Annotated in this window: 25 protein-coding genes and 2 pseudogenes; 11 read left to right on the top strand and 16 right to left on the bottom strand. The window is 60.3% G+C overall.

Annotated features, from left to right (window positions below):
• The first annotated feature begins 72 nt into the window (after positions 1–72).
• The 5 genes from NKH98_RS30965 to NKH98_RS30945 are packed head-to-tail and all read left to right on the top strand — an operon-like array spanning position 73 to position 4,855.
• Entirely contained in the window at positions 73–1,011 is a 939-nt protein-coding gene (locus tag NKH98_RS30965) for a ribokinase (RefSeq protein ID WP_352904079.1), read from the top strand.
• Positions 1,001–1,765: a 2-phosphosulfolactate phosphatase gene (locus NKH98_RS30960; RefSeq protein WP_352904078.1), complete on the top strand. Its 765-nt coding sequence runs from the start codon at positions 1,001–1,003 to the stop codon at positions 1,763–1,765. The genes NKH98_RS30965 and NKH98_RS30960 overlap by 11 nt, the downstream gene beginning before the upstream one ends.
• Positions 1,689–2,846, top strand: coding sequence for an NAD(P)-dependent oxidoreductase (locus NKH98_RS30955; protein WP_352904077.1), 1,158 nt, complete (start codon positions 1,689–1,691; stop codon positions 2,844–2,846). Before NKH98_RS30960 ends, NKH98_RS30955 begins: the two co-directional genes overlap by 77 nt.
• On the top strand, positions 2,843–3,976 hold the full coding sequence (locus NKH98_RS30950) for a mandelate racemase/muconate lactonizing enzyme family protein (protein ID WP_352904076.1): 1,134 nt from the start codon (positions 2,843–2,845) through the stop codon (positions 3,974–3,976). Before NKH98_RS30955 ends, NKH98_RS30950 begins: the two co-directional genes overlap by 4 nt.
• Positions 3,977–4,855, top strand: coding sequence for an SMP-30/gluconolactonase/LRE family protein (locus NKH98_RS30945; protein WP_352904075.1), 879 nt, complete (start codon positions 3,977–3,979; stop codon positions 4,853–4,855).
• A gap of 707 nt (positions 4,856–5,562) precedes the next feature.
• On the opposite strand, the gene NKH98_RS30940 is transcribed toward NKH98_RS30945, so the two are convergent.
• On the bottom strand, positions 5,563–6,597 hold the full coding sequence (locus NKH98_RS30940) for a hypothetical protein (RefSeq protein ID WP_352904074.1): 1,035 nt from the start codon (positions 6,595–6,597) through the stop codon (positions 5,563–5,565).
• A gap of 276 nt (positions 6,598–6,873) precedes the next feature.
• On the opposite strand from NKH98_RS30940, the pseudogene NKH98_RS30935 reads away from it, so the two are divergent.
• Positions 6,874–7,122, top strand: a pseudogene (locus NKH98_RS30935) (adenosine kinase); the annotation flags it as partial.
• 136 nt (positions 7,123–7,258) lie between these two features.
• On the opposite strand, the gene NKH98_RS30930 reads toward NKH98_RS30935, so the two are convergent.
• Positions 7,259–7,492 carry a helix-turn-helix domain-containing protein gene (locus NKH98_RS30930; RefSeq protein WP_352904073.1) on the bottom strand — a complete coding sequence of 78 codons (234 nt, stop codon included), beginning with the start codon at positions 7,490–7,492 and terminating at the stop codon, positions 7,259–7,261.
• Between the two features lie 105 nt (positions 7,493–7,597).
• On the opposite strand from NKH98_RS30930, the pseudogene NKH98_RS30925 reads away from it, so the two are divergent.
• Positions 7,598–7,878 (top strand): annotated as a pseudogene (locus NKH98_RS30925) (DNA -binding domain-containing protein).
• A 95-nt stretch (positions 7,879–7,973) separates the two neighbouring features.
• On the opposite strand, the gene NKH98_RS30920 reads toward NKH98_RS30925, so the two are convergent.
• The 11 genes from NKH98_RS30920 to NKH98_RS30870 all read right to left on the bottom strand — a co-directional run bounded on the left by NKH98_RS30920 (position 7,974) and on the right by NKH98_RS30870 (position 21,104).
• Complete coding sequence (locus NKH98_RS30920) at positions 7,974–9,881, bottom strand: putative bifunctional diguanylate cyclase/phosphodiesterase (RefSeq protein WP_352904072.1); 1,908 nt, start codon at positions 9,879–9,881, stop codon at positions 7,974–7,976.
• A 302-nt stretch (positions 9,882–10,183) separates the two neighbouring features.
• Positions 10,184–11,365: a 5-demethoxyubiquinol-8 5-hydroxylase UbiM gene (gene ubiM, locus NKH98_RS30915; protein ID WP_352904080.1), complete on the bottom strand. Its 1,182-nt coding sequence runs from the start codon at positions 11,363–11,365 to the stop codon at positions 10,184–10,186.
• Between the two features lie 409 nt (positions 11,366–11,774).
• Positions 11,775–11,927 carry a cbb3-type cytochrome oxidase assembly protein CcoS gene (ccoS, locus tag NKH98_RS30910; RefSeq protein WP_023679633.1) on the bottom strand — a complete coding sequence of 51 codons (153 nt, stop codon included), beginning with the start codon at positions 11,925–11,927 and terminating at the stop codon, positions 11,775–11,777.
• A complete protein-coding gene (locus NKH98_RS30905) occupies positions 11,924–14,212 on the bottom strand; it encodes a cation-translocating P-type ATPase (protein WP_352904071.1) in 2,289 nt (762 codons plus the stop codon). Before NKH98_RS30905 ends, ccoS begins: the two co-directional genes overlap by 4 nt.
• Complete coding sequence (locus NKH98_RS30900) at positions 14,209–14,706, bottom strand: FixH family protein (RefSeq protein ID WP_352517892.1); 498 nt, start codon at positions 14,704–14,706, stop codon at positions 14,209–14,211. The genes NKH98_RS30905 and NKH98_RS30900 overlap by 4 nt, the downstream gene beginning before the upstream one ends.
• On the bottom strand, positions 14,703–16,262 hold the full coding sequence (gene ccoG / locus NKH98_RS30895) for a cytochrome c oxidase accessory protein CcoG (protein ID WP_352904070.1): 1,560 nt from the start codon (positions 16,260–16,262) through the stop codon (positions 14,703–14,705). The genes NKH98_RS30900 and ccoG overlap by 4 nt, the downstream gene beginning before the upstream one ends.
• Before the next feature lie 111 nt (positions 16,263–16,373).
• The gene (gene ccoP, locus NKH98_RS30890; RefSeq protein WP_352516163.1) at positions 16,374–17,237 is read right to left on the bottom strand and encodes a cytochrome-c oxidase, cbb3-type subunit III; all 864 of its coding nucleotides are present in this window, start codon (positions 17,235–17,237) and stop codon (positions 16,374–16,376) included.
• Between the two features lie 2 nt (positions 17,238–17,239).
• Positions 17,240–17,389: a cbb3-type cytochrome c oxidase subunit 3 gene (locus NKH98_RS30885; RefSeq protein WP_023679629.1), complete on the bottom strand. Its 150-nt coding sequence runs from the start codon at positions 17,387–17,389 to the stop codon at positions 17,240–17,242.
• 11 nt (positions 17,390–17,400) lie between these two features.
• Positions 17,401–18,132, bottom strand: coding sequence for a cytochrome-c oxidase, cbb3-type subunit II (gene ccoO / locus NKH98_RS30880; protein WP_352904069.1), 732 nt, complete (start codon positions 18,130–18,132; stop codon positions 17,401–17,403).
• Positions 18,123–19,754, bottom strand: coding sequence for a cytochrome-c oxidase, cbb3-type subunit I (gene ccoN, locus NKH98_RS30875; RefSeq protein ID WP_352847738.1), 1,632 nt, complete (start codon positions 19,752–19,754; stop codon positions 18,123–18,125). Before ccoN ends, ccoO begins: the two co-directional genes overlap by 10 nt.
• A 603-nt stretch (positions 19,755–20,357) precedes the next feature.
• Entirely contained in the window at positions 20,358–21,104 is a 747-nt protein-coding gene (locus NKH98_RS30870) for a Crp/Fnr family transcriptional regulator (RefSeq protein ID WP_352516160.1), read from the bottom strand.
• A 154-nt stretch (positions 21,105–21,258) separates the two neighbouring features.
• Here NKH98_RS30870 and hemN point away from each other — a divergent pair, with 154 nt between their 5' ends.
• Complete coding sequence (gene hemN / locus NKH98_RS30865; RefSeq protein WP_352904068.1) at positions 21,259–22,608, top strand: oxygen-independent coproporphyrinogen III oxidase; 1,350 nt, start codon at positions 21,259–21,261, stop codon at positions 22,606–22,608.
• Positions 22,609–23,165: 557 nt separating this feature from the next.
• Here hemN and queE read toward each other — a convergent pair.
• The 3 genes from queE to queC are packed head-to-tail and all read right to left on the bottom strand — an operon-like array spanning position 23,166 to position 24,951.
• Positions 23,166–23,900 (bottom strand): 7-carboxy-7-deazaguanine synthase QueE, encoded by a 735-nt coding sequence (gene queE, locus NKH98_RS30860; RefSeq protein WP_352453860.1) that lies wholly within the window; start codon positions 23,898–23,900, stop codon positions 23,166–23,168.
• The gene (gene queD / locus NKH98_RS30855; RefSeq protein ID WP_352904067.1) at positions 23,897–24,253 is read right to left on the bottom strand and encodes a 6-carboxytetrahydropterin synthase QueD; all 357 of its coding nucleotides are present in this window, start codon (positions 24,251–24,253) and stop codon (positions 23,897–23,899) included. Before queD ends, queE begins: the two co-directional genes overlap by 4 nt.
• Positions 24,253–24,951: a 7-cyano-7-deazaguanine synthase QueC gene (queC, locus tag NKH98_RS30850; RefSeq protein ID WP_352904066.1), complete on the bottom strand. Its 699-nt coding sequence runs from the start codon at positions 24,949–24,951 to the stop codon at positions 24,253–24,255. The genes queD and queC overlap by 1 nt, the downstream gene beginning before the upstream one ends.
• A 608-nt stretch (positions 24,952–25,559) precedes the next feature.
• Between queC and NKH98_RS30845 the strand changes: the two genes are divergently transcribed.
• The 3 genes from NKH98_RS30845 to NKH98_RS30835 all read left to right on the top strand — a co-directional run bounded on the left by NKH98_RS30845 (position 25,560) and on the right by NKH98_RS30835 (position 26,382).
• Positions 25,560–25,949, top strand: a complete 390-nt coding sequence (locus NKH98_RS30845; protein WP_352638436.1) for a hypothetical protein — start codon at positions 25,560–25,562, stop codon at positions 25,947–25,949.
• Between the two features lie 32 nt (positions 25,950–25,981).
• Positions 25,982–26,110 (top strand): hypothetical protein, encoded by a 129-nt coding sequence (locus NKH98_RS30840; RefSeq protein WP_352638435.1) that lies wholly within the window; start codon positions 25,982–25,984, stop codon positions 26,108–26,110.
• 92 nt (positions 26,111–26,202) lie between these two features.
• Positions 26,203–26,382, top strand: a complete 180-nt coding sequence (locus NKH98_RS30835; RefSeq protein ID WP_352496237.1) for a hypothetical protein — start codon at positions 26,203–26,205, stop codon at positions 26,380–26,382.
• The last annotated feature ends 313 nt before the right edge of the window (positions 26,383–26,695 follow it).

The raw sequence follows: 26,695 nt of genomic DNA, 5'->3' as shown, positions 1-26,695 counted from the left end.
TTATTCGTGCTGGATCGAGCGAAATAGCGTCTCGATTGCTCAACCTCGCCGATTAAGCGCCCGGAGCAGGTGATGCCCACTTGCGAGATTTACGTGGTCGGCTCGTACGGAGTTGCCTTTTGGATTGTGGGCGACGTCCCAGCGCCGGGCGAAACCCTGCTGGGGTCGGGGTTTGCCTTCGGAAATGGCGGTAAGGGCTCTAATCAGGCTATTGGAGCTGCGCGACTCAGCGCCACATGCAAACTGCTGGCGGCTGTTGGCACCGACAAATTCGGTGACGAGGCACTGCAGCTCTGGCGCGCCGAAGGCGTTGACTGTTCGGCTGTGAGGCAGATAGCTGAGACACCGACGATGGCCGGGATCATCATTCTCGACGCCGAAGGCGAGAACCGCATCATCACGGATCCCGGCGCCAACGCGCGGCTTACGGCGACCGATGTCGACACCTTCGCCGTCACCTGGAAGAGCCCGGGCATCCTGCTCACACAGCTCGAGATCCCAGTCGAGACGGCGGCCCGCGCGCTTACCATTGGCAAGGCGCGGGGACTGACCACGATCCTCAATCCCGCACCTGGGCGTGCCCTGCCGAAGGAAATCTTTGCCAACGTTGACATCCTAACGCCGAACCAGTCGGAAGCGCGCATTCTGCTGGGGCTCGACGCGGACGATCGGCAGGCCGACGCCGATTTAGCGGCGAGACTGCGCGGGCTCGGCGTGGAGCATGTTGTCATGACGCTGGGAACGGATGGTGCCTTGATAGCCGGCCCCGACGGACAGACCAAGATCGCAAGCTACCCAGTCGACGTCGTCGACACTACCGGGGCCGGAGATGCTTTCAACGGGGCGCTCGCTGCAGGGCTGGCCAGTGGATTGACCCTCGCTGACGCCGTTCGCCGCGGAACTGCAGCGGGTGCCCTCGCAGTTACGAAAAAGCTCGTGGTTCCGGCATTGCCCGATGAGAGTCAGCTATCAAAATTGATAAGAACCGGACCGCTTGCGTATGAAGATTAAGGTTGCTTTCCTTCCCACCGGTCCCTTGGCTATTGCCGGAGACGTGTGCATTGTCGTGGATGTGATCCGCGCCACGACAGCTCTCGTCGGACTTTTCGACGCCGGCAGCGATCATGTTTTTGTTGGAGGATTTCGCCTGGACGTCGTCAAGGCGCGGGCCGCCGTGGGCGAGAATGGCGTTATTTGCGCGGAGCTGGATGATGGATCAACGCCCATCGGATTCGATCATGAGCCCTCGCCGTCCCTCCTGTCCCGGCTCGACTTGTCGGGTCGCTCCGCGATGCTGGCAACGGCCAACGGCACGCCAGCCATTCTCGCAGCAGTTCGCGAAGGCGCAGCCTTAATACTACTTGGTTCGCTGCGAAACCTGGATGCGGTTGCCCGGCGTGCGCTCGCGGAGGCATCATCGCGCAATGCAGACATCACGATCATCTGCTCAGGCCAGCTGCGGAACTCACGTATCGCCATCGAAGACAGCTATTGCGCCGGCATGATTGTTTCACAGTTTTGTGACCTTGCGAAAGATGACGCTGTTGAACTAGACGATTCCGCGTCCCTCGCTCACGGCTTCACAATCTCGCAAGATAGTGCCGTGAAGGTGTTATTGGGCTCGATGACTGGTCGCCGCTTCATCGGCAACTGTCGGCGGAACGACGTGGAGTTCTGTGCGCGCATCAATGAATCTGCAATCGTTCCGGTCGTTTCCGCGCACGGCGAAGATTCCGATTATCCGGTTTATCTCCTCGATGCCTAGCAGCACCGACGCCATCAGATTGATCAGTGGACGACCTCGCGTTCTGGCCACAGCGGATCTTAGCCCGGAAGGCATCGCCTCGCTTCGAGAAATAAGCGAGCTTAAATTGCTCGGCTGGGCTGCCGGCGAGTGGTTCTGTGATCGCAAGCAGCTAATGAACGCAATAGCTAATGCAGAAGTTGTAATAGCGGGATACGAACGTTTCGACGAGGAACTGCTGGCTGCCGCACCTCGGCTTCGCGCCATCCTGTCAGTGCGCTCGGCCCCGCAAGCGAACATCGATATGGCGGCGGCCACGGCGCGGGGGATCGCCATCCTGCACACTGTCGGGCGAACGGATCACGGGGTTGCAGAGTTCACTGTCGCCCTCGCGCTGGGGCTTACTCGGAAGCTTATCCCTGCCGCTGCCTGGATCAGGTCCCGCTCCTCCGACTTCGACGCCGGAGAGGACTTTTATCGTGGCACGGTGTGGGGGCGTGGCGCGAGTTCTCCCCAACTCGCGTTTACGGGCATCGAGCTGCATGGTCGCACGCTGGGTATCGTCGGCTTCGGGGCCATCGGTCGTGTCGTCGCCGAGAAGTTTTCCGGCTTTGGTATGAGCGTTATCGCCCATGATCCTTATGTCGATGGCGCCGAGTTGAAAAACCTCAGGGTTGAACCGGTGTCACTCGACGAACTTCTGGCACGCGCGGCAATTGTAACGTTGCACGCGCGGCTCAGCACACAAACGCGCGGCATGATCGGCGCAGACCAGCTCGATCGGATGGGGCGCGGCGCGTATCTCATCAACACAGGTCGGGCAGGCCTTATCGACACCGGCGCGCTACTACAGGCCTTGGATCGCGAGCAGATCGCTGGGGCCGCGCTAGACGTCTTTGACACGGAGCCACCTTCGGCGAGGGATCCGCTTGTTACCCATCCGCGCGTCATTCCGACGCCCCATATCGCCGCGTGGACCGAAGAGATGCGTGTACGTCACACCCGCAGCATTGTGCAAAACCTGCAGCGGCTCTTGGCCGGCAAGCCTAGCAATCTGTCAAACCCCGAAGTTCTCGCGATGGCGGGGAGGAGCGTGCCTTGAAAATCATCGATGTCGCCTCGCGTCTCTATCACATCCCGCCAACGGTCTCCTGGGAGGACGCCACACACCGCGTCGCGAACCTCGAATTCATTATCACCCGCGTGACCACAGACGCTGGTGTCGTTGGCGAGGGTTTTGCCTATACGACGGGGATCGGCGGAAGCGCCATCCTCGCCGTAATCGATGATTATTGCCGAACGATGCTAGTCGGACAAGATCCACGCCAAATCGAACGACTTTGGTCGTTCCTCTATGCCCAATTACACCGCAGTGGGACGGGTGGCATCAACACCCTCGCATTGGGCGCGATCGACATCGCGCTATGGGACATCGCGGCCAAATGGTACGACGTTCCACTCTTCCGTCTGCTCGGCGCGCGGCGTGACAGTATCCCCACCTATGGCAGTGGCATCGACCTCTTCCTCGACAGTGACGCTCTACTCAACCAAGTCGAAGGGTTCCTGGCGCAGGGCCACAAGGCAGTGAAGATCAAGATCGGTCGGGAAAACGCCGAAGAAGATCTCGATCGTATCGCAGCCGTGAAGAAACTGATCGGCCCCAAGCGACGACTGTTCGTCGACGCCAACCAGCGCTGGAATGTCGCTGGCTGCATGACCCAACTGCAGAAACTAGCCGCGTTCGACCTTGGCTGGATCGAAGAGCCTCTTCATGCGGAGGATGTTCGTGGGCACGCCGACCTGCGCCGTTTCGTGTCGCTGCCCATTGCGATCGGTGAGAGCCTATACACGCGGCATCAATTTGCCGACTATTTAAATTCTAATGCCGTAGACATCGTCCAAGCGGACGTGTGCCGAGTTGGGGGTATTAGCGAGTGGCTGAAGATTGCCAATCTGTCAGCTTCCTTCCACCGCAACATGGCGCCTCATTACATGTCCGAACTCTCCGTCGCAGTTATGTGTGCGATCGACAACGCGGACGTCCTCGAATGCGTACACGGCGGGAGCTTCTCCGAGATGGGTGTCCTTCAGACGGAACTTCATCTCGAGAACGGAGTGGCCTTCCCCTTTGAGGCACCCGGACACGGGGTGGTGTTCGATCAAGAAAAGCTCGAATCCTTTGCTGTCGATCCAGCCGAACTGCGGAAGCGGAATCTGCAGAGTGCAAAGTGAATGCGGATTTATCACGCCCTCACGGCGTTCAATTGCCATAACCAGCTCGGCGAAGGATGCAACTGGAGCGCATCGGACCAGAGCCTATGGTGGACTGATATCGAAGCAAAGAGCGTGTTCCGCTGGGACGACAAACGGAGGGCTGCAGCAGTACGGCACCTTCCCAATCGTGCTGCGTTCGTTTTTCCACGCGCGCGCGGCGGCTTCGTGCTCGGCTTTCCTAAGTCTATCGTTATCACCGACCCAACCTTTACCGACTTCTCACAAGTGGCCGAAATCGAACCGCATCTCGCGCAAACCCGCGTCAACGACGCCGCGATCGATCCCTACGGCGGAATCGTCTTGGGCACATACAATGAACGCGGCCGTGAGCCAGTTGGAGGCGTCTATCGCATCGCGCCCGATGGCGAGATTGTCACGCTCTTTGGTGGCGTAGCGGCGGCCAACGGACTGGCTTTTTCGCCTGACGGCCGGATCATGTACTTCACCGACACAATGGAGGGCACCATCCGGCGTTTCGCTCTGGCTCCGCAATTTGCGGGTCTTGCCGAGATTGGCCCGCTGGCTGGCCCGAACGTCGCCCCGGGATCTCCTGATGGCGCCACCGTGGACATTGAAGGGGGTTATTGGAGCGCCAGGCTGCGAGGCGGCTGTGTCGTCCGCATTGATCGGCACGGTCACCTCACAGATCGCGTGGACATACCGAGTATGGCGCCGACCTGTGTGGCGCTTGGCGGCGAAGATCTGAGAACGCTGTTCATAACTTCTCGGCGAACCAGGCAATCGTCTGATGAACTTCTTCGATTTCCCGAATCCGGCAACCTCTTCCGCGTGGAGGTTGGTCGGGCTGGCCGACCGCCCTTCAGTTGCAGAGTGTAGCTCTGGGCTGGGTGGGGTCGAGTGTTCGACTGCCGCGCAAGACCCAAGGACGCGGTTTGTGTCAGTGCGCGGATCTAGTCTAGTCGCGTGGGATCTCAATGCGAAATCCTTCATGAATGAAACCGGCCTTCCTAGCCGCATGTCACCTTGGGGGCCTTCGTGAAGTGCAAAGCGCCGTGCGGCTTAACTAACCTTTACCCGGCCGGCGTCAGTCTCACGCCAAGGTAGTAAGTTGCAGAAACAAATGCCCAAACTCCCGTTCCAACTGCGTCAGCGCCGAGAGATCGTGTTGCGGGACATCGGGCTTCGAGGCCGCCTGCAGAAGCTGCGTTGTTCCACGACTGCCAAGACGTAGCAAACATTTCGAAAATCTAGCGACAGATCCGGCAATTTCCTCCTGGTACGCCTGCTTGTGATTGAGCTGGAGTTTGACTCAGCGGTGCTCCATTGGCGCTGGAGGGCTGGAGGCCACCCAGGTACCTCAGCTTGAACGAAGGAGGCGTCGTCACGACGGCACCTCGTCTCTCGAGACGTGGGCCGGAAGGCCGGTGGGCAACTTGGGAAGTTCGCTGCTCCAGCTTCCTGTCTGCGCCGCAACGCAGCCAGGGATAACATGTGTATAGCGCCGATCGTTCGCTTCGCGGCCACGGCGAGGGCCGCCGCTTCTGCGCCTAGTTGCAATGGGGACTGCTGGTTCGGAATTGCGACTACTGAATATTCCCCAGTAGCGTGGTCATCGCAGCAGTCATGGCGCTGGGATAGCTGTCGGGATCCCTCACCTCAAACAGGAAGCGATTTGACTCAGCCCCGGCGTCCGTCCATGTCGTCACCCCATTCGGATCGCACTTGATGTCGACGGGGCGGAAGCCAAAAATCGCATCCTCTGCGTTGGATGCCGCAATAATCTTGCCCGACTTATTCACCGCTTGGGACACCATGTGGAAAAAGCCAGCGGTGCACCACATGTCGCGATAGGCACGGAAGGTCAAGTAGCTCGATACATCGCTCCGCGGTGCCAGCAGCGGCTGTAGGTAACGCGCATCCGTTCGCGCCTCGAGGGAGTAGGTGAAGTAGCTTTGCAGGACGGACGACAGCTTGGGCAGAACGTCGCCCTGCTTGAACCGGTAAAAGGTGCCGAACCGCTCGACCTTTGTATCGAGGTAATAATCCGACCTCAGCGCCTCGAAGCACGGCATCCAGTAGATCGGGCACGGGATATCGAAGGTGGCGGCGTAAGCGGCCGCATTGAGCATTACATTGTACTCTGTACCTCCCTGCTTCGCGACATCGGGATGGCCCGTGCCCGCGTTGAGGTAAATCCCGGCACATTTGTTGCTGAAAAGATCCGGATCAAGCTTGGCTGCAACGGCGAGATCGCGGCAGGAGCCGACGATGCTGATGTAGGCCGGCCCTTCACTGTCGCGGAGATACTCGAGGAGGAACTCCGCGCCGGCGCGATCGCGCCTGGGAAGGGCAGCAAGCGACGCCCGGTCATGGGTGTAGGGAACGGAGGAGCCGACCGCCATGTGGGTCGGCAACCCCGTCAGGTAGCTTAGCTGCGCAATACCGGTGACGTCCGGACTGCGGCCTGGAGGATCATCGGGCGGGAAGTCGACCAGTACGCCGCCGAGTTCGATTTGGCCCGATGCGGCAAGAGCATATACGCAAGCAAGGTCCCAGTGATCGTCCGGATCGATATAGGGACGAAACAGGTCGGTCTGGTGAAGCAATCTGATGGTCATGCTGATCCTCGTGATTATCTTTGACGCCCGACATCGCGACGGAGTCGGTGAAGAAGCATTCGCACGCTAAGTTATTTATTGCAAGAATGCAATAATCTAATATTGCCAACCGCCTATGCTGGCAGCGATGATTTTTCGGCCCAGGAGGCGCATGTTCCAGCCCGGTAGAACTCCACTCCCCTTCAGCTCGCCGACACGTGCAGCGGTCACCTATTTCGGGGTTATCTGTGGGACGCGTCGCGCGCCAAGGAAGCGATCCGGCAGACGGCGAGGCTCGCGGTCGCCAGCTTCGGCGGACGAGCCGCCTTCTTCGGCAAGGTTTCCAAGGATGCGCTGGCGAAATCTAGGCGCACGACATCCATGCGCATGGCATCGCCTTCGACACCAGGCCGCTCAACGGCGAGCCGACGACGGCGCGCTCGACGATCTTGTCAGCCCGACGGCTAGCATTCGATGGATACCTATCTCGGCGCCTACATCGAGCTTGGGCCGGAAGACGTCGAGGCAGACAAGGCTTCGCGTGCAATCGCCCCACCGAGGATTATCATCCTGTATCAGCGTGGCCTGGTAAAGAGTTAGCCGCAGCGGAATGGCAGCTCGCCGAAGAAAACGCGCTCGGTTCACGGCACCGGCGCGAGCGGTTAGGCGCGCAGGCGCCCGCCTAGGACCGCAGGCTGGATAGAATCTCGCACGGATCAGCGTCAAGCGCCGCAGTTAAGTCGAGAAACTCGATGACGTCGAGACGCCGCTCTGCGCCCTCGTACTTGGCCACGAAGGATTGGGGGCGACCCAGCTTGTCAGCCAGTTGTGCCTGGGTCAGGCCTTTGGCCTTGCGCAGCGAAACCAGCCGGGCCAGAAACCGCTGGTGGCGGGGCGATCGAAGGGATTTGGGCATGGAGGCGAACCGGTCGGGTAAAGACCGGATCAGCGACTAATCCCGGTTTCGGATTATCCCATTTTGGGATATGCTGCGTGCGCTCAACAGGCGAGGTTCGCAGGCATGAATCGACCAATGGAAACAGATGAGACTCGAAGCTCAACGTTGAGCGATGAAGTCCCCTGGTCGGAGAACCTCACGAGCTACACAGGGAGCATTTCACGATCTACCTGCGGATCCTGGATGCCTGCGCCGACAACGCCAGCGAAGAGGAGATGGCCGATCGCATTCTCGGCATCGACCCGTCCATTGAACCGGTCCGCGCGCGCAAGGCTCTTCGCAGCCATATCGACCGTGCGAACTGGATGGTGACGACCGGCTACAAGGAACTGTTCGCCGGCTGACGCACAGCACGGATTGTCATGCTCTTCAAACAAGGAAGTTCAGATACCCACCATTCATGAGCGCACGGCCCCGAGAGACGGCGCGGCGGGAGCGGTCACAACTGGTTCGCGTGCTGTTTGACTGCCATTTCTAGTGCTTGGCTGAGAGGCACAGCCTTGGAGAACAAGAAGCCTTGAGCGGTTCGGCAGCCAAGCTTGTGCAGGGTTTGCCGATCCGCCTCTGTTTCGACGCCCTCGGCCATGACCTCGATCCCGAGCATGTTACCGAGATCGATGACCGATTTGACAAGCAGTCGGTCCTCTCGGGACTTGGCCAAGCCGCGAATGAAGCCCTGGTCTATTTTCACCTTGCGTATCCGACTGTCTTTGAGCGATGCCAACGTAGAAAAGCCGGTGCCGAAGTCATCGAGCGCGATGGAAATGCCGGCATGTGAAAGCCGTCCGAGCTTTTCATCCACTCTGTCCGGGTCCACCGGGGATTCTTCGGTAATCTCGATTTCGAACATCGTTGCAGGGAGGCCTTTTGCCGCCAGACCATCCAAAACCATGTCGTCGATATCGCCGGCTTCCAGTTCGCGCGGCGAAACATTCATCGCCACACGGAGATCACGACAGTCAGCTTTCACCAAGCCGTCGATAAAAGCACAACAGTCGGCGAATACGGTTTGCGTCAGCAGCTGAAGCATTCCGGTTTCGCGTGCAGCTGTGATGATTTCGGGTGGAGAGATGGCGCCATGAGTCGGATGGGACCACCTCAGCAAGGCTTCAAAACCGACCACGGCCTCGGTGTCGAGTTTCACGATCGGCTGGAACCAAGGTTGCAAGCTTCTCGTCTTTATCGCCGAATGAAGGTCCCGTTCGACGGACTGGCGGCGTTGCAGTTCCCTGTCGAGTTCGGCATCGAACAGGCAAAATTCGTTCCTGCCACGACGCTTGGCCGTATAAAGGGCGATATCCGCCCGCAACAACATTTCCGTCAGGCCCGGCGTCTGCGCCAAATATATTCCTATCGATGCCCCGACCCGGACGGACGCGACCTCGATATAGGGTCGGGCAATTTTGGCTATGATATTGGAGGCGAGATCACTGGCAGAAAGCGAAACCCTCGTTGAGGGAAAAAACAGCACGAATTCATCGCCGCCGATACGAGCGAGCGTTGAGCCTTCCGGTGCTTCCTCCTCTATGCGGCGGGCGATCCTGACAAGCAGTTCATCACCGGTCCTGTGACCGTAGGTATCGTTGACGGATTTGAACCCGTCCAGATCAACCAGCATTGCCACGAAGGGGCCATCCGCGGTCTCGAACCGTCCGATTGCGTCTTCGAGGCCACGCCTGTTGAGAAGGGCCGTCAGGTGGTCCTGCCCGGAACTGGCCTTCATCTCCGCCGCAAGCCGCTCGGCCTCATGCCTCAGGCGGCTCGCTTCGCGGAACCGTGCTTGCCCAACACACGAAGCTCGAACCAAGCCGCCCATGAAAAGCAGAACGGTAAAAGCCAGAATGTAGTCTTCAAAATTGCCTTTCGCCAAAAGGCATCCCACCGTGATGAGGAGCGGAGGTGTGATGAAGTTGATCGCCGCCGCGGCATACGAACTGCCGTATGTAACCGCACCAGCTGAAATGCCCGCCAGAATGACCAGATGCAGCGGTGCTTGAGGTGTCGTGTATCCAACAGTCAGGACGGCCAGGAAGGACCAGGCAAACCCTGCCAGAAGAGCAAGGATGCCAAACCAGCGAAGCCGCCGCAAAACCCGCACGAAATTGTCATGGCGCCCTGTTTCCTCTAGCTGATAACGCGCGAGTGCAAGGCGGGCGGCATTTATCGCATTGACGACCAGGAACCAGATTACAGCGGCAAAGCCGCTGCCAGAAAGGGCGTGCACCGCCCAAATCAGGCCTGACAGGATAGCGCTTATCGGCATCGACACGAAGAGGCCGGTCCTCAGGTCAGCAAGCTGATCCTGACGGATTTTGGCCTCCAGCGTGTCTTCATTCTTCGGGGCCATGGACGGACCGGCTTGCTCCCATCGTTGTTCGCGACGACAAGCTTACGCAAGCCCACTGAAGGACGGGTTAACTATCCAGCGGGGGTAACCAGTGCGCTTACCATGGCTCCGGGTCGCACGTCTGCTGTTAGGATTGCCGGCTGACCATCGAGATCTTGACCGTGCTATCCCTTGATCCGAACCATCCCAAGATCGGCAACGTCACCATGGAAGCAGCCTTACAAACGGCATCAAACGCGCCCGGCGAGACAAAAGGAAGCCGGGCCGAGATAGCGTTCCAGAGCGGCAGCGCTGCCTGCGATTCACCGCCTGAGCATGGCCGAAATGCCATGGCGGATAAAGGGAAGATATTGGGCAAAGCGAAGCCCTGCATGTCTTGCAAGCCGTGCCGCCGGGTGCTCGCCTGAGTAGAGAGCGACAAGTACATTCGTAGCATGATAGAGCGGTGCCGCCGACAGACGCAGCCGGCTTTCGTATCTGCCGAGCATGTCGGGATCAGCAATGTCGCGGCGCTCGCGACATGCCGCCAGGATTCTATCGGCGAGTTGCTTCTGGCCACTGAGGCCGATGTTGAAGCCATGCGCGGTCACCGGGTGCATGCCGAGGGCAGCATCGCCGATCAGTGCCGCACTCGGAGCCCAGAACTTGTGCGCCCAGGTCGTGACCAGCGGATAGGCATGGCGGGTGCTTGCCAAGGTCATCTCTCCGAGGCGTCCTCGACACCGGCTCGTCAATTCCATGAGGAACAAATCGTCGTCGAGAGCAAGCAGTCTGTCGGCCTCGCTTGAGCGCAAAGTGAGAAGCAGCGACGATACGCCTTCCATGAGCGGCAACATCGCTATCGTCTGATGGTGATCGAACCATTCGACCGCGATCTGGTGATGGGCGCGCTCGTGCCTCACCCGGCAAATCAGCATGGAGTTGCCAAGCCGATTGATGTCGGCGCCAATGCCGAGCAGGTCGCGCGTCGCGGACAAACGCGAATCCGCTGCAACGAGCAGCCGAGCGGCCAATTGCCTGCCATCAGAGAGCGTTATGACTGCTTCTTTGTGGCTGGTTGTTGCATTGACGACCGAGTGGCCGCACAGCAGCCGGGCATGATCCTGGAAGCGGACAATCTTGAACAGGGCGTCGCGGATCCGACAATTTGGGACCAGAATTCCGAGTGGTTCCCCAGATCCGCTGGGAGAATCGAAGCTCAGGGCGAAAGGGCTCGATCCGTTGAGCACGCGCGCGCCTTGTAGCGGTGATTTGTCCGAAGCGGGGATGGCATCCCAGGCGCCGAGCTCGCGAAGGATTCCAACCGATGCGTGGGTCAGCGCGATCTCGCGACCGTCGAAAGCCGGATTCGCCAGGCTTTCGAGCGACTGCCGTTCAACCACTGCCACCTTGAGTCGGCTCTGGGCAAGCGATGCGGCGAAGGAAAGTCCGACCGGCCCGGCTCCGACGACAATGACGTCGAATCTATCGACAGAGCCGGCCATCAGCGTGCCGCCATAGCGTCGGCTACCTGCGACGAAGGGCACTGGAACGCATCGCAATCGATCCACGGTTTGCGGGTCATCTCCCCAAGCGTCTCCACGCGACCTAACCGTTCGTTAGACATCCGTTCTCCGTTGAAAAATGGTCAATGAAACCATGCCTATGAAGAGATAACCCTGATGTGGATCAACCAGGCTCGATAAACGCGGCAACGGCGGGTTCACGGTCGACTGGTCGACCGCCACACCATGGTCTGGTCGGGTCATCATGGAATTCGGTGCGGCCCTTTCCTGGCCGAAAGTTCGGCAACGTATTCTGGCTGATCCGTTCGCACCCGTCGCGCGCCGAAATCGGCATGACGCGAAGCAACCGCGGAAAATATTCGAGCGAGTCCTCGCAGGGCAGGCTGGGTCAACTGCGTGGCTCGTCGCGGTCGATCAGGATCCGCTCGGCGGCGCCATCGAGATCTTCATATTGGCCGCTCCTCAAGGCCCACAGGAACCCCGCCAGCCCAAGCGCTCCGAGGAACAGGGCCACAGGTATGAGGTAGGCGAGCGTCGTCATGAGGATTGTGCCAGTGCGCCAATGTCCGAGCGCCTGTCATGTCGGGCATCTTGCACCGATGCATTTGACACGAAACCTTGCAGACGTAGCGCATTGCCGATGACCAGGAGGGACGAGGCGGACATCGCGACCGCCGCGATCAGTGGCGTAACGTGCCCCAGAATGGCGACCGGCACGGCGATGCTATTGTAAACGATCGCGATGGCGATGTTCTGCCGGATCAGCCGTCCGGCCTTCCGCGAAATGTCTAAAGCAAGTGGGACCGCCAGAAGACTTCTACGTAGGAACACGAAATCCGCGGCGTTGCGACCGATATCCGCCGCCGTGGCCGGAGCGATCGAAACGTGTGCGGCGCCCAATGCAGGCGTGTCGTTGAGCCCATCGCCGACCATCAGCACCTTGTGGCCAGTTCGCGTCAATGCTTCGATGTGTTGGACCTTCCCGGAGGGAAGCAACGCGGGAACGAAGCGCTCGACGCCCAGTGCTTCCGCGACTTCGCCGCAGGCAGCTTCTGTGTCGCCCGACAGCATCTCCACCGACACGCCGGCGCCGTTCAGTTGCTCGATGGCCGCCTTGGCATCGGCACGCAGCTCATCCTCGAAATCGAAAGTCGCGACAATGACCCCGTCCTTCGTCAGAACGGTTCCGCCATAGCCTTGTTTGTTATCGCCGCCGATCCGAGCTTTCCACTCACGCCATCCGCGGCGACCCAGCCGCCAGGTACTGCCCTCGGCGATGGCTTCGATGCCGAAGCCCGGATGCTCGCTGACGGACGCGAGTTTCGGCTGGCCGGCAAAGGCTGCATTGCCAGCAATTGCCTTCGAAAAGGGATGGCGGGAATGCGCTGCCATCTCGGCCGCCATGGCGAGCATCGTCGGATCGATGGACGGCGCATTGATCAGCCTGGGCAGTCCGAGCGTAAGCGTGCCGGTTTTGTCGAACAATGCCGTGTCGATCTCCGCCAGGCGCTCCATGGCGGAGCCGTCCCTGACCATGACGCCGCTTTCAAACAGCCGCCGCGCAGCGACCACCTGCACGATCGGCACGGCGAGACCGAGCGCACACGGGCATGTAATGATCAAAACGGCGATCACGATAGTTATTGCCCGGTGCCAGTCGCCGGTCGCCGCCATCCAGCCGAGGAACGTCACAAAGGCGGTGAGGTGGACCACGGGGGCATAGAGCGCGGAGACGCGATCGGCGATCCTGCGATGGCGGGCGCGGCCGCCCTCTGCCGCTTCCATCAGCCGAACGATTTCGGCCAGGAATGAATCCTTCGCGGCGGCCGTCGCCTCGATGGTCAGCGGACCGGTGAGATTGAGTGTACCGGCCTGGACCTGCGCCCCCGGGCCCACCGTTCTGGGCGTGCTTTCCCCGGAAACCAGGGAACAGTCGAGATCCGATGCCCCGCCAATGATCCTGCCGTCGATGGGCACCCTCTCGCCAGCCGCAATCAAGAGCTCCATTCCTGGTTCGATCTCGCCAACCGGCAAGTAGTCGCGCGAACCATCCTCGCGCAGCACCATGGCGCCGCGCGCCGCCAGCCGAGCCAGTCCGTTTACGGCCGTCCGTGCCCGTTCCCGCATCACGTGATCCAGCGTGCGGCCGATCAGCAGAAAGAACAGCAGCGACACCGACGCGTCGAAATAAGCATGGTCGCCATGGTTGATCGTCTCGTAGAGGCTCATGGCGTAAGCGAGCGATACCCCGACCGCGATCGGCACGTCCATGTTCATGCGGCTGTGGCGCAGCGCATTCCAGGCCGAGCGAAAATAGATGCCGCCGGCGGAAGCGAGCGCAGGAATGGCAATCAAGGCCGAGACCCAATGGAACAGGTCGCGGGTCGCGCCTTGCGCGCCGGACCAGACGGAGACTGATAGCAGCATGATGTTGCCCGCCGCAAAGCCGGCGACCGCGACGGCGCGGATCAGTTCCGAGAGCGTCCTGTCCTTCCCGTCAGCCTCGGGATCGAACAGGTGCGCGCCATAGCCCAGCCGTCCAAGTGTGGCGACGAATGGCGGAACCTCGTCGCCGCGCCACCGGACCGAAACACGTTTCGTTGAAAGATTGACACGAGCGCCTTCGACGCGATCCAGCTTGCCGATCGCCGTCTCGATCGTCTGGATGCAGGCGGCACAATGCACAGCCGGCACCGAGAGGTCGGTCTGGCGAAGATTTTCGCCAATCGAGCGGCTCGCCAGTCTGATTTCCTGGCCAGAAGGCAGGACCAGTGTGACCTTTTCCAGGTCCAATGCCATTTCGGCGCCTGGCGCGCAGCAGCTCATTGCAGCGCCCCGTGGGAAATCATGATCCGGCGAACGTCGCGATAGGGTTCCGCAAGGCTCGCATCGGCGTCGATTTCGACGATCCAGACGCCATCCGTGGGCATGTGGTGCGCGGCGAATATCTGACCGGAGGCAGCGGCAAGAGTGACGGATTTGTCCTCGGCCTCGTAGGCGGGATGACGAAACAGCACCTTGACGCCATGCAAGGCAACCGGCTTGCCGACAGCATCGGTGAGGCTGTAGCGGACCTCACCGCCTGCGATGGTCAGTTTGCCAGTCCAGCCGAGGGCTGCCTGAGCTCGCCCCTCCTCGGCCTTCTTGTTGAACTGCTGGCTCGCCACATAGGTGTTTTCGACGACAAGGCCGGTCCAGCTCGTGTTGGCGAGCGTCGCCATCGTCAGATTGACCGCTATGACCACGCCGAAGAAGCCAAGGATGGTGAACAGCATATGCCTGCCGGTGAATTCGCGGGATTGTCGCGAGGTGTCGCTCATCTGGCGCTCTCCGGTGCGTTGAAAGTGGCCGTGTATTCGTCCGACTCGAACGTTGCCTTGTTTTCGACCCGGAACTTGAAGCTTTGCGCTGCACCCCGAACCTGATCTGCCGGCTGACGCACGAAAACCTTGAGCAGCTTCAGCCGGTCGGGTTCGACCGGGATGGCGAAGGAGCGATCCGCCGGCAGGTCGATGCCGACAACGCTCATTTCGGCTCCATGCAGGCCCTGCATCGTGACAATGATCGTTCTTGGTTCGGGGATCATGTTGAGCAGCTTGACGGTGTAGCCGTTGCGGATCGAACCGTCGGACAGCGTCACGAACTGCGGGTTGCGATCGTGCAGGACATTCAATTCGAGCCGTTCGCGGGTTAGCAGCGAATAGAGCAGCGCGAGACCGACCGCTGACCAGGCGCCCATGTAGATGAAGGTGCGCGGGCGAAAGATCTTGCGGATATGAAAACGGGCCACCTTGTCGGAGAACAGGCCGTCAGCGCTCCTGACCAGTGACGGGTTGACTGAACCGGAGCCGCCCGGGGTCGCCAGCATCATGTTGGCGTTGTAGTCGGCCAGCGTCGCATAGGAAATCAGTCCGCGCTCCCTGCCGAGCTTGTCCATGATACCGTCACAGGTATCGATGCAGAGCGCGCAGGTGATGCATTCAAGCTGCTGGCCATCACGAATGTCGATCCCCATCGGGCACACCGCGACACAGGCATTGCAGTCGACGCAGTCACCGACGGGCTGCCCGGCGGCAAGGACCCTCTTGGCGTGACGCGAGCGCGGTTCGCCGCGCCATTCATTATAGGTGACGGTGAGGGAATTCTCGTCGAGCATGGCCGCCTGGATGCGCGGCCATGGGCACATGTAGGTGCAGACCTGCTCGCGCATCAGCCCGCCGAACGTATAGGTCGTCGCCGTCAGCACGGACACGGTGATGTAGTCGACGGGGGGCGCGGTGCCGGTGAAGAGTTCCCCAGGCAGCGTCGGCGCATCGGCGAAATAGAAGATCCAGGCGCCGCCGGTCAGCACCCCTATGACCAGCCAAATGGCGTGTTTCGATGTTCGCAGCACGAGTTTGCGCGCAGTCCAGGGACCGGCATCGAGCTTGATGCGCGCGTTGCGGTCGCCCTCGATGGCTCGCTCGACGACCAGAAACAGATCGACCCACACGGTCTGCGGGCACGTATAGCCGCACCAGGCCCGGCCGACGGTGGATGTGATCAGGAAAAGGCCGATACCGGCCATAACCAGCAGGCCGGCGACGTAGTAGAATTCCTGCGGCCATATCTCGATGAAGAAGAAGTAGAAGCGGCGGTTGGCAAGATCGACCAGCACGGCCTGGTCAGGGGCAAATGGCCCGCGATCCCACCGCAGCCAGGGCGTCAGGTAGTAGATCCCCAGCGTGATTGCCATCACCGACCACTTGAAGCGGCGGAAACTGCCAGAGGCCCGGTTCGGGAAGATCTTCTTGCGTGCGGCATAGAGCGGCTGACGGGTCTTGGCGGAGTTGACCGCATCGGCTTCGAGCCGTTCTATTTGCGTGTTATCGAGCACGAGAAGCTCCAGTCACCAGCGACCCATCGGTTTCTGGATGATGCCGAGGCCCGGCTCGCGCCGGGCCTCGTCGCTTGGCGGTGGGGGGGAGGACGAGAATAGGCTGCGTACCTATTCTCCGCCACCAAGCGAATGGACATAGACCGCGAGTTCCTTGGCCTTGATCTCGCCGAGACGCCCGATCCAGGCCGGCATGACGCCGTGCTTCGGCGCGCGGACCTGCGCGGCGATGGCTGTTTCGCCAGACCCGTATAGCCAGATCGCGTCGGTCAGGTCGGGTGCGCCGAGCTCCCTGTTGCCCTTTGCATTCTCACCATGACAGGCCGCACAATTCTCGGCGAAAACATTGGCGCCGAGTTCGATCAGGCTTGTGTCCTGAACAGGATCGGAGAGGCTTGCGACATAGGCGCCGACCTGCTTGATCTGATCCGTCGTGATGATGTCGCCAAAAGCAGGCATTTCCGACAGGCGCGTATCCGGGTCTGATGCGAAGCGGATGCCGTGCGCAATCGTCTGCTGGATCTGTTCGGCGTTGCCACCCCACAGCCAATCGTCGTCGTTTAGGTTGGGAAAACCCTTGGACCCTTGAGCGCCCGAGCCATGGCACTGCACGCAATTGACCTTGAACGCGGCGCCACCTGCGGCGACGGCGAATTCGCGTAGCGTATCGTCGGCAGTAATCTCGGAGACGGTCTTCGCCTGAATGGCAGCGACAAATTTACCCTTGGCCACTTCGGCCGCGGCCAGTTCATTCTTGACGTCTCTGCGGCTCGAATACCCCAGCACACCCCTGGTCGCGGAAGTCAGCATCGGCCATGCCGGATAGACGACGGTGTAGCCGATCGCCCAGGCAATGGTGATGTAGAAGGTGATGACCCACCAGCGGGGAAGCGGGTTGTTGAGTTCTTTGATGCCGTCCCACTCATGGCCGGTCGTCGAGATACCCGAAACCTCGTCGATATGCTCGCTGCCCATGATCAGTCGTCCTTGAGAGGAATGTGAGCGGCTCTCTCGGCTTGCCTGCGGCTGCCGGGACGAAGTGCAAAGGCAACGCATCCGAGGAAGAAAAGCGCCATGGCAAGCAGGCCCCAGCTGTCGGCAAACTCCCGCATGAAATTGTAGGTCATCGCCATTCTCCTCAGCGGTAACCGGCGGCTTCGTCATAGGTCCTGAAATCGACCAGCGTGCCGAGCATCTGGAGATAGGCGACCAGCGCATCCATTTCGGTGACCTGCTGCGGATCGCCGTCGAAGTCCCCAAGCTTGGCTTTCGGATAGCGTCTCTCCAGGCCCGATGTGTCGGCATTCGCATCGGCCTGCGTCATGAGATCGGCATTGGCATGAGCGATCATGTCGTCTGAATAGGGCACACCGACACGGCTGTTGGCGATCAGATGCGTCGAGAAATCCTTCACCTCGATCCGTGTGTCCTTCAGGAAGGCATAGCCCGGCATGATCGATTCCGGCACCACGGAGCGTGGTTCGGTGAGATGCTGGACATGCCATGCGTTGGAGTAGCGGTCGCCGACCCGGGCGAGATCCGGCCCGGTGCGCTTCGAGCCCCACTGGAACGGGTGGTCGTACATCGACTCGGCCGCCAGGCTGTAATGCCCATAGCGCTCGACCTCGTCGCGGAACGGCCTTATCATCTGGCTGTGGCAGAGGTAACAGCCCTCGCGCACATAGATGTTGCGCCCGGCGAGCTCGAGCGGCGAATAGGGCCGCGTGCCTTCCACCTTCTCGATGGTGTTGTCGAGATAGAAGAGCGGCGCGATCTCGACGATACCGCCGATTGTTACGACCAGCAGGGACCCGAGGAGAAGAAGTGTGGCGTTCTTCTCGATGACCGCGTGTCTATCCATCAAGCCCATTTTCTGGCTCCTGATCGCACAGGCTGGAGGGCGGGGATGGAGCGCGGCATCGGATCCTCCTCGCGCCGGTAGCCGAGGATGGTCATGGCGATGTTCCAGGCCATGATGAGGGCGCCCGACAGATACATCGCGCCGCCGATGGCACGCATGATGTAGTAGGGATGCATGGCGGCGACGGTTTCGGCGAAGGAGTAGACCAGGAAGCCCTGCTCGTTGTATTCGCGCCACATCAGGCCCTGCATGACGCCGGACACCCACATCACCGCAGCGTAAACGACGATCCCAAGCGTCGCCAGCCAGAAGTGCCAGTTGACGAGCCGCAGCGAATAAAGCCGGTCCCGATTCCATAACTTCGGGACCATGAAATAAATCGCGCCGAACGAGATCATGCCAACCCATCCGAGCGCGCCCGAATGGACGTGACCGATGGTCCAGTCGGTGTAGTGCGAGAGCGAGTTGACGGCCTTGATTGACATCATTGGGCCTTCGAAGGTCGACATCCCGTAGAAGGCGATGGCCATCACCATCATACGGATGATCGGGTCGGTGCGCAGCTTGTCCCAGGCGCCCGAGAGCGTCATCAGGCCGTTTATCATGCCGCCCCATGACGGCATCCACAGCATGATCGAGAACACCATGCCGAGCGTCTGGGCCCAGTCCGGCAGGGCGGTGTAGTGGAGGTGGTGCGGACCGGCCCAGATGTAGAGAAAGATCAAAGCCCAGAAGTGGATGATCGACAGCCGGTAGGAATAGACCGGTCGGTTCGCCTGCTTGGGCACGAAATAATACATCATGCCGAGGAAGCCGGCGGTGAGGAAGAAGCCGACGGCATTGTGGCCGTACCACCATTGCGTCAGGGCGTCCTGTACGCCGGAGAAGGCTGAATAGCTCTTGGAGCCCAGGAAGGAGACCGGCATCGACAGGTTGTTGATCACATGCAGCATTGCGATGGTCACGATGAAGGCAAGGTAGAACCAGTTGGCGACATAGATGTGCGGTTCCTTGCGCTTTAGGATCGTGCCGAGGAACAGGATGAGATAGGCGACCCAGACAATGGTCAGCCACAGGTCCACATACCATTCGGGCTCGGCGTATTCGCGGCTCTCGGTGATACCGAGCAGGTAGCCGGTTGCCGCCATGACGATGAACAGCTGATAGCCCCAGAACACGAACCAGGCGAGATCGCCGCCGAACAGCCGCGCGCGGCAGGTGCGCTGGACGACATACAGGGACGTGCAGAGCAGCGCATTGCCGCCGAAGGCGAAGACGACGCCCGACGTATGCAATGGCCGCAAACGGCCGAAATTGAACCAGGGCTGGATGTTGAGATCCGGGTAGGCGAGCTGCAGGGCGATGACCACGCCGACCAGCATGCCGACGACGCCCCAGAATACGGTGGCGATGGCACCGTATCGGATCGGCCCATCCATGTAAGCGGCGGGGTCGATCGGAACTGCCGGCTTGAACTCCGTGTTGCGCAACAGAATCGCAGTGAAGCCAGCCACGGCGAAGAACAAAACCCACATATGCCGGCGAAAAGGTTCATCTACGCCGAAGCCGGCAGCCACCAGGGCCGCAAACGCAAACAGGCTCAAAAGGACGATCTCTGTGCCAAATTTCATCGCAAGTCCCGATTTCCAATTCCGGCGGGCGCCAAACCGCAGTGCGTTATTGCGCAGCCGTGGCCTGCTCGCCCTGATCCATGTCAGAGCCGCACGGTTTTGCTTCGAGCAGCATCGAGTTCGGTGCGATCAGACTGTGGCGATCGAATGTGGAAGCGCAGCACCGGCCGCCACGCTTACGGACAGGCCCGGCGTCCCCGGTCTGGCCGGGTATGGAGGCGATCGCGGGCGTGTGGGAAGCGCGCCTTCTGTGACGCTGGAAAGTAGGCCGATGCCTTGCCGAACGTCGATCGTTTCAATGCCTTGGGACAGCCAGCGCCAGCGTTGCGCTGCCTTCGTGACATTCATGGTTCGGGGGAACGGCGATTTTCCCCTGCGTATGAGGCGTATTGACTTCGGCCGAGTGCAATCCTGCCTGGAACAGCCGGTTGCACGTCGAGCACCTCGAGGATGGATGCTTCGCCGACGAGTTGGCCGAACACACCTGGCTCAGGCGATCGGATGAAGAGCGGGCTGTCGCTATGCGGCTTCTTCTAAGCCCAACGCGAGCATGCCCTGCCCCGAACGAAGTAAGTGACGTAGGCGATGCAGCTTCGGTGTCATTCAAACGGCGGTTGCGCCTCGGCCGCCGCAGCGCCGTTCCAGCCGGCTCATGCTGTCCACGGTGACACGGCGGTTGTTCTCGATCCGAATCACGCCGTCCATTCTCAGGCTGGTCAGCTGACGGCTCACGGTCTCGTTTGTAATTCCAAGGAAATCAGAGATGTCGGCACGCGTCATCGGCAGCTCGAAGCACGCCGACCTAGCCGCCGGGTCAACACTGGAATCGATGTTCCGGGCGATCATGAGGAGAAAGCTCGCCACCTTCTCCGGTGCGGTCTTGCGCCCCAGAGTCACCATCCATTCGCGTGCCTCGTCGAGTTCGTTCAGCGCCTGCTTGAACAGGCGATGCACAAATTCCGGTGATTCCTTCATCAACCGTTCGATGGCCGCTCTCGGAAACGAGCATAGCGAGACAGCTGTTGCCGCTTCCGCATTGATCGCGCTTTTCATCTTGAAGGGCCGTCCCAGAAAATCCGGCGCGAACTGGAGACCGACGATCTGCTGGCGGCCGTCCGAAAGGCTCTTCGTGAGCTTCACCACGCCTGAAAGCACGTTTGAATAACAGTCGACCGCCTCGGCGTCGCCGATCAGTTCGACCCCCGGCTCGATATTGTGCCGCGACGACGTCTTGGCGAGCTGAGCCAAATGGTCTGGTTCGAGCGCACCACAGACACCGCGGTGCCGTGCCTCGCAAGACAGGCAAAGAACGGGAATGCCGGAACTGTGAGTGTCCTGCCGTAATGTCATTCGATCGCTCTACCGGTCCAGTGCGGGCAGGATAGCAATCGACGGTAGAAAAATCGTTGCGGCAGTTTGTCCGTGCTGAACGTTGATCGAAATCAGGGCTTAGGCTCATCCAAGCATCCACAGTTCCGGCGAAGCAAACACGGTGGACCACGACATGCGACTGGAGCTAGCTGCCAGACTTGGCGAGAACGTCCCGCGCTATACCAGTTATCCGACAGCGCCGCATTTTCATACAGGCATTGATGCTGCAATTTGTCGTGGCTGGCTGCAGGCGCTCAACGATGGCGATGAGATCTCGCTCTATCTGCACATCCCGTATTGCGACAAGCTTTGCTGGTTCTGCGCTTGCCACACCAAGCAGACACGCCACTACGAATCAGTGACCACATATCTTCGCTCACTGCATGCCGAGATCGCCACCGTCGCCGGTCTTGTCGCAGGCAAGGGTCGCGTGCGTGCCGTCCATTTCGGCGGCGGTTCGCCAACGATGCTCAAACCGGAGGATCTGGTGGCGCTGGGAACCGTCCTGCGCAACAGCTTCACCTTTCTCCCCGGTGCAAAGATCAGCGTTGAGATCGAACCCAACGATATGGACGATGCCCGCCTCGATGCACTTGCCGAAATCGGCATGACAAGGGCGAGCCTCGGCGTCCAGGATTTCGACCCGAAGGTGCAGAAAGCGATCAACCGCGAGCAGAGCTTTCTGCAGACCAAGACGGTTGTTGATGGCGTTCGTTCGCGCGGCGTCGAATCCGTCAATCTCGATCTGCTCTACGGTCTGCCGCATCAGACCAGGGAGAGCGTCGCCTCCACGGTTGCACAGGCACTGACCCTGGAACCGGATCGGATCGCGCTTTTTGGCTACGCCCATGTGCCCTGGTTCAAGAAACATCAGACGATGATCGACGAGGCCTGGTTGCCGGGTCCGGCGGAGCGGTTTGCCCAATCGCAATTGGCAGCGCGGGCGATCATGGACCAGCGATACGAAGCAATCGGGCTCGATCATTTCGCCAAGCCGGGCGATGCGCTGGCGCTTGCGGCACGCGCCGGGACTTTGCGCCGGAACTTCCAAGGCTACACCGAGGACTGCTACGAGACATTGATCGGCCTCGGCCCATCGTCCATCAGCCAGTTTCGCCAGGGCTATGCACAGAATATGCCTTCGACCGCCGAGTATGGACGCATGGTTGCTGATGACGGGCTGGCCGCTGTTCGGGGTATCGCGCTTTCTGACGACGACCGTGTTCGCGGCTGGATCATCGAGCGATTGATGTGTGACTTCGCCTTCTCGGCGATTGAGCTGGTGGAGCGCTTTGGCGAAGCCGGCCAAAGACTTCTCGTCCGAGCGAGTTCCACGGCCCTCCAAGATCCTGCGCGGTTGCTTGAACTTGATGGTGACCGCTTCGTCGTGCCTGCGGAAAGCCGGCCCTTTGTCAGGAGCATCGCGGCAAAGTTCGACAAATATTTCGAAAGTGGAACGGCCAGGCACTCAGCGGCAGTCTGAGCACCGCAGAGGAACGGTCATGGTTCTCAGTCGATCGTGAACCGATTGCGCTACATTTTTCACTGTTGATCGGCGACCGTCGTGTTGAGACAGGATTCGGAGCGGACAGACGCGTCTTGGCATAGCGACGATATCGTCCGGTCGTGCCTTCCGGCGCCGTATTCCATTTCGCAGTCCCTGAAGCGCCACGTCGAGTCCGGCCTCTTTTCTGTATCGGAAGCAGTCGACAATCGTCCTGGCCAGATCATGGTTGTCGGCCGACAGCTCCCTTCGGCCTTGCAACAAGAATCCGCAAGGACCGTGCCAGCTGCAGCAGGCGCCGCCGAATCGCACCACCATACTATCCACCCGTGGCTCGCACCAACCTTTGATTGGTTCGCGCCAGGCCGACGGCCGTCGAAACCGAGCCTCGGCAACAATCCGAGTCGTAAGCGGCTGGCCACGCTCTTGGTGCCGGTGGCAGAAGTCCGCAAGCATCCCGGCAGCGCCGTAAAGCTTGGGACAACCCGTCCACCCGAATATCCGCCGGCGCAGTTTCAGTGAAAAGCGGGCCTAGGCTAGACGGCTCTCTTGTTACCCCAGAGCATAACGTGCAGCTGCGGCAGCACACGGGCTTCGAACCACCTGTCGCGGGTCACGCTATCAACCAGCCACTCCATGCGCTTCAATATTCCGTCAAGGTCGACAGGCGCGTCTTCATTTGCGGGGCGTGGCGGCGTGTGATTGCCGGGTTGCAGATAGATCGGAAGTCGCGGAAATCTCGCAGCGGCGTCTTTCGCGTAGGCGTAGTCCCTTTCGTCGAAAACAATGAGCTTGAGCACGACTTGCGGCCTGCCTTGTGCCGCCTGGAGGCACGCCTCGAAAGCGGCCCAATCGGTCGTCATTTGGCTTGACGGCGGCTTTGGGCTGAGGACTAGCACGTCAAGGTCGGCAAACCAGTCCCTGGCCACCGAACCTTGGGTTTCCAGCGCAAAACGGTAACCTTCACCATGGCCTCGCTCGATGAGCGCGCCGAGCGGCTGGATGGCCGGATTGCCGCCTGACAGCGACACCATCAGCGGGCGGCCACCGGAAAGCGCAAGCACGTTTTGCCACACCGCGCCAATGGACATCATCTCCCATTCATGGCGGAATTGATTGTCCACCGCATGCAGGCTGTCGCACCAGGAACAGCGATAGTCACACCCGCCGGTTCTGACGAAGACCGTCGGCAAACCGATGAGCACGCCCTCGCCCTGGATCGTCGGCCCGAAAATCTCACTCACGCGGATTGCGGGATGCGTATCGGTCATGGCCGGTATTCCGCCCAGGTTTTCGGTGTTTCGCTCACCCGCACGGCCGAGGTTTCGCGCAGGCGTGCCTTGCACCATTCATAAAAATGTCTGGCCAGATATTCCGCCGTGACTTGCTCATGTCCCAGCACGTCGTTGAGATGTCGATGGTCGAAGCTCTCGTCGATGTAGCGTTTGAATGGCGCCAAATCGTGATAGTCGCGCACGAAGCCGTTGTCGTTCAGTCCATTCGCTGAAAGCTCCACTTCAACGATGTAGTTATGCCCGTGCAGGCGCGCGCATTGGTGATGGGGTGGCAACGAGGTGAGCTGATGCGAGGCTGAGAAGTGGAATTCCTTGGTGATGCGGAACATTACGCGGTCCTCCTTCGCAGCGCATCGAGCCAGAAGTCGGAGTCGTCGTAGTCGGTGGGGTCCGGCTGCCCAGAGAGATGAAACGCCTCGCGCCGCTCGACGCAGGTCCCGCACCTCCCGCAGTGACGCTCGGCGCCCTTGTAGCAGGACCAGGTCTGCGCAAATGGCGTGCCGTATGCTGCTCCATTCCTAACAATGTCCGCCTTCGTGAGATTCACATAGGGTGCATAAATGCGAATCTTCGCGTAGCCGTCGAGCGCGTGGTCCTGCATCATCTGGAAAGCGTCGATGAAGGCCGGACGGCAGTCGGGATAAATGAAATGATCCCCACCATGCACGGCCGTCGCCACCGCGTCAGCGTCGTGCGCTGCGGCGAAGCCGAAGGCAATGGCCAACATGATGGCGTTCCGGTTCGGCACCACCGTGACCTTCATCGTGTCTTCGGCGTAGTGCCCGTCGGGCACGTCCACATTATCGGTCAGCGCGGAGCCGGAAAGGCCGCCGCCGATCTCGTGGATGTCGATGCTGCGGTGCGGGACGCTCAGTCGCTCCGCGCAAAGGGCGGCGAAGCCCAATTCCTTCCTATGCCGTTGGCCGTAATCGAAAGATAGGAGGCCGGCGAGTTCGTGCTCCGCTGCCACCTTGTGAGCAAGGGTAACGGAGTCCAATCCGCCGGAGCAGACGACGAGAGTCTTCATCGTTGGGTCCTTGTTTTAACCGGGTAGGCTGCGACCGGAGATTTCTCTGCGCTCCCAGTACTTCAGGAAATCCATTTTGTGAAGTGAACGGGGGCGAGTTTCATGCGCTGACGTGCAGCTGTGTGCAAGGCGCCCTCGGTGAGCCTGCAAGGAACACTGACTAGCGAAACGTCACGCTTCAGCGGAATGCTCAAAGGCGAGCGCACCAGAATAAGCTCTGCAGGAGGTCCGGACCTTCGTAAACAAAGTTCTCGACGATCAAGCGCCCGGCGGTCCCGAGCTTCGAGGGACGCCACCGCGAGGGTTTCAGGTACTAGACGGCCGAAGGATGGGCTTGCCGCAAACAACGGACTTACCAGTGGGATGTTCAGCGACGCCGATGCAGATGTCTGGAATGATCACGACATCAATTGTCGCGGCAACTTTGGCTGGCCTGCTCCTCGGGTTCCGTAGATCCAGCGCATTCCGCTTCAGGATCGGTTCGAACCGGAGCACTCCCTCGGTCAATGGACGTCCGGCAACAACCTGAATGATCGGTCGTGAGCCGACATCTGTGAACAAGCGGTGTGGTCGATTGCTATCACCCATGTGTTGCGTGCAGGTACCTTATGGCAGTGGATGAACTGGATTTGATGGTTTTACAGCTGGCGGTCGAAAGCGTCCGCTCGCTCTCCTTAAGCTTCGCTGAAAAGGCCGCCGAGGTAGCCACCAGGAGCCGCGGCATCCTGCTTTTCGACGTGCGGGTCGACGGTGATGCGGGGGTCCAGCGGGTCGCAGCCATCCGATATCAGGGCGACCAGATCGGCGTGCTGGCGTTGGACAGACAGGGCCTTGTTACCCACCATTGCATCGTCAACGGTACGTTCTCACATTTCATTGCGCCCTTGGAGAACTGGCACAGCATGCCCCTGTCGATGCAGGCCAAGACCGATGCCAACGGCCATGCCAGTCTCTTCCTAGGGGCCTTGCGAAATGCCGGACATTTGCTGGGCAGCTAGCATTTGGCCAGAATGCATGTGTGAATTTTTGCATGCGCATCGCTGCCGACAGCGCCGGCATGATTGTCGTGCTCGAAAACGGCTGCGGCGATCGCGGCAAAGCGGTCGCCGCGATGATGGCGATCTACGCGTGGGCGTTGCATCGATGCGCGATCGTTTAGACAGAGGTCTCCGCCTGGCATCGAGCAACATGCACGGAGGTACGCAAAGCGCAAATGCATCAAGTATTTGAAGGGACGAGCCCCTCGCGCAAATGGAGCTTGCGCTGCCGTTGTCGTCCCATCGTGCCGCCGAACTCGGGGGCGTGACGATCGACCACGATGGCCTGTTTTTTTGCAAAGCCGAATGTCCCGATTCCGAAGCCAAGGAAAAAACTCCGACCACAGCGAAGAATAGTAACAACACGGGCGACGCAAGCCGCCTTGCCCTCTAGCAGGGGAGGTGCTTGCGGTGCTCTCACCGACACAAGATCGCAAATGGCACGTGGGTGAGCACCAGAACTGGCGACACGCATGGTGATCGGCTTGACTCGCTGGAGGAAGCACAAGGCCTCAGTGGGCGGAGGCGCCAGCGACGGTCGAATACTGGCTGGCTGCTCGGGATCTGATCGTTGAAATGACGTAGGATTTGGTTGCTTAAGCCGATCCGAACCATTTCCCGGAGACCACACCCACCATGAACGATCTTGCGCTGCCGCTGAGCGGTTTGTCATCAGTCGGCGGCAAGTCCGTCGTCGCCCGTTTCGA

Origin of the sequence: Mesorhizobium sp. M0833, assembly GCF_040319905.1 — a bacterium.
GTDB lineage: Bacteria > Pseudomonadota > Alphaproteobacteria > Rhizobiales > Rhizobiaceae > Mesorhizobium.
This window is presented reverse-complemented; position numbering and strand designations above follow the sequence as displayed.